This is a genomic window from Bradyrhizobium sp. Y36 (assembly GCF_002531575.1).
Taxonomy (GTDB): domain Bacteria; phylum Pseudomonadota; class Alphaproteobacteria; order Rhizobiales; family Xanthobacteraceae; genus Bradyrhizobium.
The window spans coordinates 157,534-169,944 of record NZ_NWTI01000001.1 but is presented as its reverse complement, the minus strand read 5'-3'; the positions used below and the strand labels follow the sequence as shown (position 1 = coordinate 169,944).

General features: G+C 65.9%; 14 protein-coding genes. 3 read left to right on the top strand and 11 right to left on the bottom strand.

From position 1 onward, the window contains the following. Positions 1 to 141 precede the first annotated feature (141 nt). A complete protein-coding gene (locus CO669_RS00800; RefSeq protein WP_097657313.1) occupies positions 142 to 1,050 on the top strand; it encodes an NAD(P)-dependent oxidoreductase in 909 nt (302 codons plus the stop codon). 110 nt (positions 1,051 to 1,160) lie between these two features. Here the strand turns inward: CO669_RS00800 and lysA are convergent, their stop codons facing one another. The 3 genes from lysA to argH form a co-directional block, all read right to left on the bottom strand. Continuing rightward, positions 1,161 to 2,426 (bottom strand): diaminopimelate decarboxylase, encoded by a 1,266-nt coding sequence (gene lysA / locus CO669_RS00795; protein WP_097657312.1) that lies wholly within the window; start codon positions 2,424 to 2,426, stop codon positions 1,161 to 1,163. A gap of 23 nt (positions 2,427 to 2,449) precedes the next feature. Then, the gene (gene lptM, locus CO669_RS00790) at positions 2,450 to 2,743 is read right to left on the bottom strand and encodes an LPS translocon maturation chaperone LptM (protein WP_097657311.1); all 294 of its coding nucleotides are present in this window, start codon (positions 2,741 to 2,743) and stop codon (positions 2,450 to 2,452) included. Positions 2,744 to 2,843: 100 nt separating this feature from the next. Then, complete coding sequence (gene argH / locus CO669_RS00785; protein WP_097657310.1) at positions 2,844 to 4,235, bottom strand: argininosuccinate lyase; 1,392 nt, start codon at positions 4,233 to 4,235, stop codon at positions 2,844 to 2,846. A 101-nt stretch (positions 4,236 to 4,336) separates the two neighbouring features. On the opposite strand from argH, the gene tlpA reads away from it, so the two are divergent. Further along, positions 4,337 to 5,002, top strand: a complete 666-nt coding sequence (tlpA, locus tag CO669_RS00780) for a thiol:disulfide interchange protein TlpA (RefSeq protein WP_097657309.1) — start codon at positions 4,337 to 4,339, stop codon at positions 5,000 to 5,002. A 3-nt stretch (positions 5,003 to 5,005) separates the two neighbouring features. Here tlpA and CO669_RS00775 read toward each other — a convergent pair whose 3' ends face one another. The 6 genes from CO669_RS00775 to CO669_RS00750 all read right to left on the bottom strand — a co-directional run bounded on the left by CO669_RS00775 (position 5,006) and on the right by CO669_RS00750 (position 9,077). Beyond that, entirely contained in the window at positions 5,006 to 5,200 is a 195-nt protein-coding gene (locus tag CO669_RS00775; protein ID WP_008543352.1) for a hypothetical protein, read from the bottom strand. A gap of 197 nt (positions 5,201 to 5,397) precedes the next feature. Further along, a complete protein-coding gene (locus tag CO669_RS00770) occupies positions 5,398 to 6,279 on the bottom strand; it encodes a 3-hydroxybutyryl-CoA dehydrogenase (RefSeq protein WP_097657308.1) in 882 nt (293 codons plus the stop codon). A gap of 196 nt (positions 6,280 to 6,475) precedes the next feature. Next, a complete protein-coding gene (locus tag CO669_RS00765) occupies positions 6,476 to 7,420 on the bottom strand; it encodes an electron transfer flavoprotein subunit alpha/FixB family protein (protein WP_097657307.1) in 945 nt (314 codons plus the stop codon). After that, on the bottom strand, positions 7,420 to 8,169 hold the full coding sequence (locus CO669_RS00760) for an electron transfer flavoprotein subunit beta/FixA family protein (RefSeq protein ID WP_097657306.1): 750 nt from the start codon (positions 8,167 to 8,169) through the stop codon (positions 7,420 to 7,422). The genes CO669_RS00765 and CO669_RS00760 overlap by 1 nt, the downstream gene beginning before the upstream one ends. A 138-nt stretch (positions 8,170 to 8,307) precedes the next feature. Then, the gene (locus CO669_RS00755) at positions 8,308 to 8,880 is read right to left on the bottom strand and encodes a cob(I)yrinic acid a,c-diamide adenosyltransferase (protein WP_097657305.1); all 573 of its coding nucleotides are present in this window, start codon (positions 8,878 to 8,880) and stop codon (positions 8,308 to 8,310) included. A 2-nt stretch (positions 8,881 to 8,882) separates the two neighbouring features. Continuing rightward, positions 8,883 to 9,077, bottom strand: coding sequence for a twin transmembrane helix small protein (locus tag CO669_RS00750; protein ID WP_028139921.1), 195 nt, complete (start codon positions 9,075 to 9,077; stop codon positions 8,883 to 8,885). 168 nt (positions 9,078 to 9,245) lie between these two features. On the opposite strand from CO669_RS00750, the gene CO669_RS00745 reads away from it, so the two are divergent. Then, complete coding sequence (locus tag CO669_RS00745) at positions 9,246 to 10,139, top strand: YihY/virulence factor BrkB family protein (protein ID WP_097657304.1); 894 nt, start codon at positions 9,246 to 9,248, stop codon at positions 10,137 to 10,139. Here the strand turns inward: CO669_RS00745 and CO669_RS00740 are convergent. Then, on the bottom strand, positions 10,066 to 11,331 hold the full coding sequence (locus tag CO669_RS00740; protein ID WP_097657303.1) for an ATP-binding protein: 1,266 nt from the start codon (positions 11,329 to 11,331) through the stop codon (positions 10,066 to 10,068). The genes CO669_RS00745 and CO669_RS00740 overlap by 74 nt on opposite strands. Positions 11,332 to 11,436: 105 nt before the next feature. Continuing rightward, on the bottom strand, positions 11,437 to 12,300 hold the full coding sequence (gene gluQRS, locus CO669_RS00735) for a tRNA glutamyl-Q(34) synthetase GluQRS (protein ID WP_097657805.1): 864 nt from the start codon (positions 12,298 to 12,300) through the stop codon (positions 11,437 to 11,439). Positions 12,301 to 12,411 lie beyond the last annotated feature (111 nt).

The window sequence follows — 12,411 nt, the reverse complement described above, 5'->3', positions numbered from 1 at the left end:
GGTGACGGGGACCAGGAGTGACCGCTTCGGCATAACAACGCCTCCCGGGATCATGGGTCCCGGATCGGCGCGCGCTTCGGGCGCGCTTGTCCGGGACGACAGCGAAGATGAAGCAACAACAACGACCAAGAAGGAAACACCATGGACATCGGATTCATCGGCCTCGGAAACATGGGTTTCCCGATGGCGCGGCGGCTGATCGAGGCGGGACACAAGCTCGTCGTGTTCGACACGCGCAAGGAGGTCACGGGCAAGCTCGCGACGCTCGGCGCCACGGTCGCGACATCGCCGAAGGACGTCGCCGACCAGGTCGAGACCGTGATGGCGAGCCTGCCCTCGCTGCAGGCTTCGCTCGAGGTTGCCACCGGCGCGAACGGCGTGATCGAGGGCAAGCGTGCCAAGCGCTTCATCGATCTCTCCACCGTCGGCTCGGCGATGGCCGTGAAGATTCACGACCTCCTCGCCAAGCGCAACATCGTGCAGATCGACTGCCCCGTCTCCGGCGGCGTCGGCGGCGCCGAGAAGGGCACGCTGGCGGTGATGGTGTCGGGGCCGAAGGCGGAATTCGAGCTGCTCAAGCCGGCGCTCGACGTGATCGGAAAGGTGTTCTTCATCGGCGAGAAGCCCGGTGCGGCGCAGACCATGAAGCTCGCCAACAATTTCCTGTCGGCCACCGCGATCGTGGCGACGTCGGAAGCGGTGGTGATGGGCGTCAAGGCCGGACTCGATCCCGCCGTGATGATCGACGTCATCAATGCCGGCTCCGGCATGAACACCGCGAGCCGCGACAAGTTTCCGCGCGCAGTGCTGCCGCGCAGCTTCGATTTCGGCTTCGCCACGGGACTGATGGTGAAAGACGTCCGCCTGGCGCTGGAGGAGATGAAGCAGCTCGGACTGTCGATGGACGTCGCGGATGCGGTCGGACGGTTGTGGGAGACCGTGATCAGCGCGGAGGGCGCGGAGTCCGACTTCACCGCGGCGATCAAGCCGATCGAGAAGAAGGCGGGTGTTGTGGTCGGCGGAGCGAAGGGCGGACTGGCCGGGAAGTAGCCATCCCGCAACCGCTTCAGTAGCCCGGATGGCGCAGCGCAATCCGGGATTGTTGCCGCTGGACGAGCCCCCGGATTTCGCTGCGCTCCATCCGGGCTACGGTCAATGGCTCACAACCACGGCGCCGGCGTATCCATCGCAATGAGCTGCTCGACCTCGATGCGCGGGCGCACGACCGCGTACTGATCGTCCTTCACCAGCACCTCCGGCACCAGCGGCCGCGTGTTGTAGGTGCCCGCCTGCACCGCGCCGTAGGCGCCGGCGGTCATGATGGCGAGGAGATCGCCGGGCTTCGGCGTCGGCAGCGTGCGGTCGAGCGCGAGATAGTCGCCGGTCTCGCAGACCGGGCCGACCACGTCGGCCAGGATGGTGGCGGCGCCCTTGGCAGGCTGCGTCACCGGCAGGATGTCGTGATGCGCCTCGTAGAGCGTCGGGCGAATGAGGTCGTTCATCGCAGCGTCGATGATGACGAAATTCTTGCCGTCGCCGTGCTTCACATAGATCACCTTGGCGACCAGGATGCCGGCATTGCCCACGATCATGCGGCCCGGCTCGAACATCAGCGTGCAGCCGAGATTGTGGCTGACGCGCTTGACCATGGCGGCATAGGCGGCCGGCGCCGGCGGCGCCTCGCGGTCCATGTAATAGGGAATGCCGAGGCCGCCGCCGAAATCGACGTGGCTGATATTGTGACCGTCGGCCCGCAGCGTCTGCACGAATTCGGAGAGGATGCGGAACGCGGTCTCCATGCCGGAGAGGTCGGTGATCTGGCTGCCGATATGGACGTCGGTGCCTGTTACCTCGATGCCCGGGAGTTTCGCGGCGCGGGCATAGACCTCACGGGCATGCACGATCGGGATGCCGAACTTGTTCTCGGACTTGCCGGTCGAGATCTTGGCGTGGGTGCCGGCGTCGACGTCGGGATTGACCCGCAACGAAATGCGCGCGGTCTTTCCCATTTCGGTCGCAAGCCGCGACAGCAGCTCGAGCTCCGGCTCGGATTCGACGTTGAGGCAGAGGATGTCGGCGGCGAGCGCGGCGCGCAGCTCGGTTTCGGTCTTGCCGACACCGGAGAACAGGATCTTGTTCGGCGGAATGCCGGCCGCCAGCGCGCGCTTCAACTCACCGCCCGAGACGACGTCGGCACCGGCGCCGAGCTTGGCCAGCGTGCGCAGCACCGACTGGTTCGAGTTCGCCTTCATGGCGTAGCAGACCAGCACCTTTTCCCCGGCGAAGGCCTCGGTGAAGACGCGATAGTGCCGCTCCAGCGTCGCGGTCGAATAGCAGTAGAACGGCGTGCCGACGGTTGCGGCCAGCTCGGACAGGTTCACCGCCTCGGCGTGCAGCACGCCGTTGCGATAGTCGAAATGATTCATGGCTTAGGCTCGGTTGTCCCGGCTTATTTCTTGCCGGGAGGTTCGTCCAGGAGCGGGTCGAGAATAAACGATTTCTTCCGGCCCTTCGCCGCCGCGGGCGCGGCCTCCGCGTCGGAGGTGGGGTTGAACAGGCTCGGCGTCTTCTGGGCTGCGCTCTCGGCGTCGGCCGGAGCTGCGACGGTGCCCGTCGGCGCGTTGGAGGCGGTCGGCGGCAGATCCAGCGGGCCCTTGCGACCGCAGCCGGCCAGCGCGAGCGCCGTCAGGCTCAAGACAACGATGGCCCATCCCGAGCCGGTCGGGCGAAACTTTGACGTCACGACGAAATCCCCACTACGCGGGCCGCACCATACAGAGATTGGCGCGCTCTGGCGAGAGCCCGGATGACCATGAAACATCAGCGAAATTTTGCCCTCAGCCCTATTTCCGCTCTTTTTCCAGCCGCTTCACCCAGACCTTGGCCTGCGCCGCCACGTTCTTTGGCGCGGTGCCGCCAAAGCTGGTCCGGCTCTTCACAGACGATTCGACCGAGAGCACGCCGAGCACCTCCTTGGTGATCTTGGGCTCGATCGCCTGCATCTCCTTCAGTGGCAGCTCGTGCAGCGCCACGCCGCCCTCGGCGGCCTTGGCGACGATGCGGCCGGTGACGTGATGGGCGTCGCGGAACGGCATCTTCAGCGTCCGCACCAGCCAATCGGCAAGGTCGGTCGCGGTGGCATAGCCCTCACCGGCGGCGGCCTTCATTTTGGCCTCGTCGGGCACGAGGTCGCGGACCATGCCGGTCATGGCGCGGATCGCCAGCGACAGCGCGGCGAACCCCTCCATCGCGCCCTGCTTGTCCTCCTGCATGTCCTTTTGATAGGCGAGCGGCAGGCCCTTCATCACGATCAGCAGGCCGTTGAGCGCGCCGATGACGCGGCCGGTCTTGGCGCGCACGAGCTCGGCGGCGTCCGGATTGCGCTTCTGCGGCATGATCGAGGAGCCGGTCGTGAACTTGTCGCTGAGGCGGATCAGGCCGACCAGCGGCGAGGTCCAGATCACGATCTCCTCGGCAAAGCGCGACATGTGCACGGCGCAGATCGAGGCCGCCGACAGCGTCTCCAGCACGAAGTCGCGGTCGGAGACGGCATCGAGCGAGTTCGCCATCGGACGGTCGAAGAGAAGCGCCTTCGCGGTGGCGTGGCGGTCGATCGGGAACGAGGTGCCCGCGAGCGCGGCGGCGCCGAGCGGCGATTCGTTCAGCCGCTTGCGCGCATCCTGGAAGCGGCCGCGGTCGCGCGCGGCCATCTCGACATAGGCGAGCAGATGATGACCGAAGGTCACGGGCTGCGCGGTCTGCAGATGCGTGAAGCCGGGCATCACGGTCGCGGCATGTTCGAGCGCGCGATTGACCAGCGCGGCCTGAAACGCCGCGAGCGCCGCATCGGTCTCGTCGATGATGTCGCGGACATAGAGACGGAAGTCGGTCGCGACCTGGTCGTTGCGCGAGCGCGCGGTGTGCAGGCGGCCGGCGGCGGGGCCGATCAGCTCCGACAGGCGGCTCTCGACATTCATATGGATGTCCTCGAGCGCGCGCTTGAATTCGAAGTCGCCCTTGCCGATCTCTGACAAAATCGTGTCTAGACCCTTGCCGATATTTTTCGCATCAGAGTTCGTGATGATGCCTTGGCTGGCGAGCATCGCAGCGTGGGCCTTGGACGCGGCAATGTCCTGGGCGAAGAGGTGACGATCGACGTCGATGGAGACGTTGATCTCTTCCATGATCTCGTCGGGACGTTCCGAGAAACGGCCGCCCCACATCTTGTTGCTCATGATCCCCTGCTCACGCCTTGATTTGCCGCACGTTTGCCGGCCACTGCCAGCCGTACTAAGAGGCCCCTGATAGCCATATCTGCGACCGGATGACAAACGATATGCTCGACAAGACGCCCTCCGCCACGCGCCGGGTCCCCCTCGTCATCGCCACCGTGGCGATCGGCGGCCTGGCCGGCTTCGCCGCACTTTACGGGCTGGGCCTCAGCCGGTCGCCTGGCGGCGATCCGACCTGCAAGCCGGCGGTGGCGACGGCCCAGAAAATCGCCCCCCTCGCCCACGGCGAGCTGGCAGCGCTGACCATGGCGGGTGCCCCCCTGAAGCTGCCCGACCTCGCCTTCGAGGACGCCGATGGCAAGCCGAAGAAGCTGTCCGATTTCCGCGGCAAGACGCTGCTGGTGAACCTGTGGGCGACGTGGTGCGTGCCCTGTCGCAAGGAGATGCCGGCGCTGGACGAGCTCCAGGGCAAGCTGTCGGGCCCGAATTTCGAGGTGGTCGCGATCAATATCGACACCCGCGACCCCGAGAAGCCGAAAAATTTCCTGAAGGAGGCCAATCTCGGCAGGCTCAGCTATTTCAGCGATCAAAAAGCCAAGGTTTTCCAGGATCTTAAGGCCATAGGCCGGGCTCTGGGCATGCCGACCTCGGTGTTGGTCGATCCGCAGGGCTGCGAGATCGCGACGATTGCGGGGCCGGCGGAATGGGCCAGCGAGGACGCGCTGAAGCTGCTCCGGGCCGCGACCGGCAAGGCCGCCGCGTCGCTTTGAGGTTCAGGCCGTGACGTTGAGATTGCCGCCGACACCCGGGCCGACATTGGCGAGCGAGGGCTGACCGGCACCGAGCAGCGTCAGAACGGTGGATTTCTCCATGTCCGCGTTCTGCTTGGTCAGCGTTGCCGCAATATTCGACTGCAGCGCGCCTTGCTGAGCGGCCAGCATGGTGCTGACCATTGCCATCATGTCCATTACGCGAACCCTCGTACTGGCCGCAGCCTAGGCGCGAGGGGTTAACGGGACATGAATTGTCACACGGTCGACCCACGGCCGAGGTGTCGTAGGGTGGGCAAAGCGCAGCGTGCCCACGCACTTGCGGTAACCGAGAGAGATCGTGGGCACGGCGCAAGTGCGCCTTTGCCCACCCTACGGCACGACAGCACGTCGCCTTACCGCGTCGGAACCGGCTTGGCGCCGCGATAATCGTAGAACCCGCGCTGGGTCTTGCGGCCGAGCCAGCCGGCCTCGACGTATTTCACGAGCAGCGGGCACGGACGGTATTTGGAGTCGGCCAGGCCCTCATGCAGCACCTGCATGATGGACAGGCAGGTATCGAGGCCGATGAAATCGGCAAGCTCCAGCGGGCCCATCGGATGGTGGGCGCCGAGCTTCATCGCCGCGTCGATCGCCTCGACATTGCCGACGCCTTCATACAGCGTGTAGATCGCCTCGTTGATCATCGGCAGCAGGATGCGGTTGACGATGAAGGCCGGGAAATCCTCGGAGACCGCGACCTGCTTGCCGAGCTTGCCGACGAATTCCTTGGACGCCTCGAAGGTGGAATCGTCGGTGGCGATGCCGCGGATCAGCTCCACCAGCTCCATCAGCGGCACCGGATTCATGAAGTGAATGCCGATGAAACGCTCGGGCCGGTCGGTGGCGGCGGCAAGGCGCGTGATCGAGATCGAGGACGTGTCGGAGGCGACGATCGCCTCCGGCTTCAGCACCGCGCAGAGCTCGTGGAAGATCTTGCGCTTGACCTCTTCCTTCTCGACCGCGGTCTCGATCACGAGGTCGCAATCGGCGAGATCGTCGAGCTTTTCGGCGGGCGTGATGCGCGCCATCGCCTTGGCCTTGTCGTCTTCGGAGACGGCCTTCTTGGAGACCTGGCGCGCCAGATTGCCGTTGATGGTGGCCATGCCCGACTTGAGGCGCTCGGCCGAGATGTCATTGAGCACCACGTCGAAGCCGGCGAGGGCCGCGACATGCGCGATGCCATTGCCCATCTGCCCCGCGCCGATCACGCCGACCTTCTTGATCACTGCCGCCATAATGTCATCCACCGGAACGGCGCGCGTCGAGCGCACCCTGCCTATACCCCTTGAGCCGGGAGGTCCGATTTAATCAGAACCTTGGCTCGAAACCTAGATTGGATCGCTTCGAAGGCCTGCCCCAGGCCAAAGAAAACGCCTCACAAATGCAACACCGGCCGGAGTTTATACCTCCGGCCGGTGTTTTCGACGTCTTTTACTTGCCGAGCTTGCCGAGTTCGGTCGTCAGCTCCGGAACCGCCTGGTAGAGGTCGGCGACCAGGCCGTAATCGGCAACCTGGAAGATCGGCGCGTCCTCGTCCTTGTTGATCGCGACGATCACCTTGGAGTCCTTCATGCCGGCCAGATGCTGGATGGCGCCGGAAATGCCGACGGCGACATAGAGCTCGGGCGCCACGACCTTGCCGGTCTGGCCGACCTGCCAATCGTTCGGCGCATAGCCGGCGTCGACCGCCGCGCGCGAGGCACCGACGCCGGCGCCGAGCTTGTCGGCGAGCGGCTCGATGTACTTGGCGAAGTTCTCGCGGCTCTGCATGGCGCGGCCACCGGAGACGATGATCTTGGCCGAGGTCAGCTCGGGACGGTCGCTCTTGGCGACTTCCTCGCCGACGAAGCTCGACAGCCCCGGATCAGCCGCAGCCTGAACGGTCTCGACCGGTGCGCTGCCGCCCTCGCCTGCAGCGGCGAAGGTGGAGGTACGCACCGTGATGACCTTCTTGGCGTCCTTCGACTTCACGGTCTGGATCGCGTTGCCGGCGTAGATCGGGCGCTCATAGGTGTCGGGGGCGATCACCTTGATGATCTCCGAGACCTGCATGACGTCGAGCAGGGCGGCGACACGCGGCATAACGTTCTTGAAGCGTGAGGTCGCGGGCGCGACGATCGCGTCATAGCCGCCAGCCAGCGAGACGATCAGCGCGGCCAGCGGCTCGGCGAGATCGTGCGCATAGAGGTCGCCGTCGGCGAGCAGCACCTTCTTGACGCCGGCAAGCTTGGCAGCGGCATCCGCTGCAGCCTTGGCGTTCTGGCCGGCGACCAGCACCTCGACATCCGCGCCGAGCGCGGCGGCCGCGGTCAGGGCCTTGTTGGTCGCATCCTTGAGCGACGCATTGTCGTGTTCGGCAATCAGAAGCGTCGTCATCAGAGCACTCCGGCTTCGTTCTTGAGTTTCGACACCAGCTCGGCGACGTCCTTGACCTTGACGCCAGCCTTGCGGCCCGCCGGTTCGGTGGTCTTGAGAACCTCGAGGCGCGCGGCGACGTCGACGCCATAATCGGCGACGGTCTTCTCCGCGATCGGCTTCTTCTTCGCCTTCATGATGTTCGGCAGCGAGGCATAGCGCGGCTCGTTGAGACGGAGATCGGTGGTGACGATCGCCGGTCCCTTCAGCTTGACGGTCTGCAGGCCGCCGTCGACTTCGCGGGTCACCTTGAAGTCGCTTCCTTCGACCTCGAGCTTCGAGGCGAACGTCGCCTGCGACCAACCGAGCAGCGCGGCCAGCATCTGGCCGGTCTGGTTCGAGTCGTCGTCGATCGCCTGCTTGCCGAGAATGATCAGGCCCGGCTGTTCTTCGTCGGCGACCTTCTTCAGGATCTTGGCGACCGCGAGCGGCTCGACCGTGCCGTCCGCCTTCACCAGGATGCCGCGATCGGCGCCCATGGCGAGACCCGTGCGGATCGTCTCCGACGCCTGCGCAGGTCCAATGGAGACCACCACGACTTCGGTCGCCTTGCCGGCTTCCTTCAGACGCAGCGCTTCCTCGACCGCGATTTCGTCGAACGGGTTCATCGACATCTTGACGTTGGCGAGTTCAACGCCCGATCCATCGCCCTTGACGCGGACCTTGACGTTGTAATCGACCACCCGCTTAACCGGCACTAAGACCTTCATCGATCCTCTTTCACTCAATTTGGGAGGGGGGTTATCAACTGGCGCGGAACCTAAAGGCCCGACCTGCCCCGGTCAACGCGCGAGCGGGCCTAATTTTGGCCTTCTGAAATGCGCCAGGTTCGCCGCTCGGGGCGATCGCTAGCGGTTCTGGCCGGGAACCCAGAGCACGTCGCCGGCCCCGTTACCGTTGGCGGCTCGGCTGGCCACGAACAGGAAGTCCGACAGGCGGTTCATATATTGAATGCCAGCCGTGCTGACCGGCTCGCCCGGCCGGGCTGCCAGTTCCACGATCACCCGTTCCGCCCTGCGGCATATCGTGCGGGCGACGTGCAGATGGGCCGCGGCCGGCGTGCCGCCGGGGAGCACGAAGGAGGCGAGCGGCTGGAGCTTGTCGTTGAGAGCGTCGATGTCGCGCTCGAGCCGCTCGACCTGGCTCGCCACCACCCGCAGCCGCTCCGCCTTCCCTTCACGCTCGGGCACCGCGAGGTCGGCGCCGAGATCGAACAGATCGTTCTGAATGCGGCCGAGCATCGCGTCGAGCTCGGGCATGTCGCCGGTATGGAGCCTGACAACGCCGATCGCGGCGTTGGTCTCGTCGACGGTGCCATAGGCTGCGATGCGCAGATCGTATTTCGGACGGCGCTCGCCGGTTCCGAGCGCCGTCGTGCCGTCGTCACCGGTCTTCGTGTAGATGCGATTGAGTACGACCATGATCAGCGCCCCATCGCCCAGACCGCGAGCATCGCGATGACGATCGCCACGAATTGAAGCAGCACGCGCCAGCGCATCAGCTTCTGCGAGGTGTTGGGCGAGCCGCCGCGCATCATGTTGATGAGACCGAGCAGCAGCACCAAGGCAACTGCACCGGCGGCCGCCGGCAGGATGAAGGTAGTCAGGAGAGATGCCATGAGGGGGTAGATAACACCGTGCGCGCCGGTCCGCCATGGCGTTCGCGATCTGGCTTTTGAGCCCATAATATCAGAAGCTAGTTGAATGATTTTCGAACTGACTCAGCCGCCCTTCACCTCTCCCCGCTTGCGGGGAGCGAAAGCATCAGCCGCCGACACGGGTGCCACGTGAAAGCCATCCGCTACATCTACGTCGTCGTGATGGATGCGTTCTACACGTTCCTGGCGGACGACGGCTGGGCGATCGCGAGCCACATCGCGCTCTCGACCTTGATGGCGCTGTTTCCGTTCCTGATCGTGTTGACCTCGCTCGCCGGCTTCTTCGGCTCCAAGGAACTCGCCGACCAGGCCGCCAGCCTGATGCTGCAGATCTGGCCCAAGCAGGTCGCCGATTCGATCTCGGGCGAGGTCCATGACGTCTTGACCACGACCCGTACCGGCGTGCTGACGATCGGCGCAGCGCTGTCGGTCTATTTCGCCTCCAACGGCGTCGAGGCGCTGCGGGTTGCGCTCAACCGCGCCTACGCGGTGGTGGAGATGCGGCGCTGGTACTGGCTGCGGCTGGAATCGATCGGCTACACGCTGGTCGCAGCCTTCACCGCGCTCGCCATGGCGTTCCTGATCGTGCTCGGTCCGCTGCTGATCGAAGCGGCGCGAAGCCATATCCCGTTGTTCGTCGAATCCAACGAGAGCATCCTCACCTGGCTGCGCTACGGCATCACCATCGGCGCGCTGGTGGTGGCGCTGATCATCCTGCACGCCTGGCTGCCGGCGGGCCGGCGCAACTTCTTCCAGATCCTGCCCGGCATCGTCTTCACCATCGTGGCGTCGCTGATCTCCGGCATCGTGTTCGGACAATATCTGGCGCGCTTCGCCAACAACTACGTGACCATGTATGCGGGGCTGGCCTCGGTGATCATCGCGCTGGTGTTCCTGTACTTCATCGCCGCGATCTTCGTCTACGGCGGCGAGCTCAATGCCGCGATCATCAAGTCGCGGCTTCCTCACGGCGTGTCGCTTCAAGCAGCGCAGTCGCTAGCGCCCGCGGAGACACAGGCTTGACCAGGAAGGCATCGGCGCCCGCCTCGCGCGAGGCCACCTCGTCCTCGCCGCGGCCGGACACCCCGATGATCGGGATCTGAGCCAGCGGCGCCTCCATGGTGCGGATCCGCCGGATGGCCTCGACGCCGTCGATGCCCGGCAGCACCATGTCCATCAGCACCGCATCGAACGCGCCCTGCGCCAGCCGGCCGACGGCGTCCTCGCCGCGCCCGATGAACTCGGCATGATGGCCGAGCTCGGTCAGGATGGTGTTGAGCACGACGCGGCCGAACGGATTGTCCTCGACGCTGAGCACGCGCAGCGCGGCGACCGCATCGGGCTCGGTTTCGCCCTTCGACTTGCGGGACTTGGCCGGCGCCATCGCGTCCAGCGATATCGTCAAAGTGAAGGTGGCGCCGCCGCCAGCCCGCGGCGCGACCGTGATGTCGCCCCCCATCGCGCGCGCCAATTGCTTCACCGAGGACAGTCCGAGCCCGGCGCCGCCGAAGCGCGAGGCGATGGTGACATTGGCCTGGGTGAACGGGCGGAACAGCCGCTTGATCTCGGCCATGGTCAGGCCGATGCCGCTGTCGGACACTGCGAAGGCGACACCGGCCCTGGCCTTCGTCTTGCCTTTTTTCTTGCCTTTGGCCGGACGCCAGGGCGTCACCGCGAGCGCCACGCCGCCCTGGTCGGTGAACTTCACCGCATTGTCGATCAGGTTCTCGAGCGCGGCGCGCAGGCGGACGGGATCGCCGACCACGAGGCCGGGGAGCTTGTCGGAGATCTCGACCCGGGCCTGGAGACCCTTGGCCGCGGCGCGCCCGGCGAGCGAATCGCCGGCGCTGCGGGCGAGCGTCCTGAGATCGAACAGGTCCTGCCGCAGCGTGCTGCCGCCCTTCCCGCCGGTTCTGGCGGCATCCACGAACAGCGTGGCCAGGCTCGCCAGATGCTCGGCACCGGCCTTGATGGTGTCGGCCCAGCGCCGCTCCCGTTCGCCGAGATCGGAGGTCGCGAGCAGGTCGCTGATCGCAAGAATGCCGGTCAGGGGGGTCCGGACCTCATGGGCAAAGGCGGCGAGCGCCGCCTGGACCACGTCAGGCGCGACCGTCCGGGTGCTGCGCTTGCGCACCTGTCCGGCCGCCCCGGACCGCTTCCGAGGCGGTCGGCTGGACGTCCTCGTGGTGCGCGCTGGGCGCTTCTTCGCCGCCATGAATCCCCTTCGAAGTCGTCCCTTCGGGCCCCCGGGCTGTTTTTCGACCATGGCACGGCGAAACACCCGAAGTCACGGCGACGTTTCGCTAACCCCCAGAGAAACTTAACCTAATCCCACCAGCTGGCGGATGCCTTCCGGCGTGACGCCGGCCGCGCGCAAGGCCCGCAGGCCGGTCGATTGGCTCGATTTCGACAATTTCCGCCCTTCGCCGTCGCAAATCAGCCGGTGATGGCGGTAGGCGGGTTCGGGCAGGCCGAGCAGGATCTGCAACAGGCGATGCACCGAGGTGGCGTGAAACAGGTCCTGGCCCCGCACGATCTCGCTGACGCCCTGGAGCGCGTCGTCGACGACGACGGACAGATGGTAGCTGGTCGGCGTCTCCTTGCGGGCGAGGATCACGTCGCCCCAGAGCTCCGGCCGCGCCGCGACGCGCTCGCCGTCATGCCTCTCGCCAAACTCGTTCCACGTCAGTCCGGCAACGCGCCGACAGGCGGCCGCCATGTCGAGCCGCAGCGCGTAGGGCATGCCTGACGCCATCAGGCGCGCCCGCTCGTCGGCCGGCCGCGATCCGGAATCGCCGGGATAGAGCGGCGCGCCGTCGGGATCGCGCGGCCACGGGCCATCCGCCTCGCGCGCGGCAACGAGCCTTGCGATCTCGGCGCGGCTTTCGAAGGCGGGATAGACGAGACCGAGCGCCGACAGCTTGTCCAGCGCGGCGCGGTAATCGGCGAGATGCTCCGACTGCCGCCGCACCGGAATCTCCCAGTTCATCCCGAGCCAGGCCAGATCCTCGTAGATCGCCGCCTCGAACTCCGGCCGGCAGCGCGCCGCGTCGATGTCCTCGATCCGCAGCAGCAAGCGGCCGCCGGTCTCGCGCGCCCGCTGGAAGTTCAGCAGTGCGGAATAGGCGTGGCCGAGATGGAGATGGCCGTTCGGGCTCGGGGCGAATCGGAAAACGGGTGGCATCGCTTTCATGGTACTCGTCATTGCCGGGCTTGACCCGGCAATCCATCTTCAAGGACTCTGTTACGATAGGAGATGGATGCGCGGGTCCCGCCTACGCCGAAGGCTTCGGCG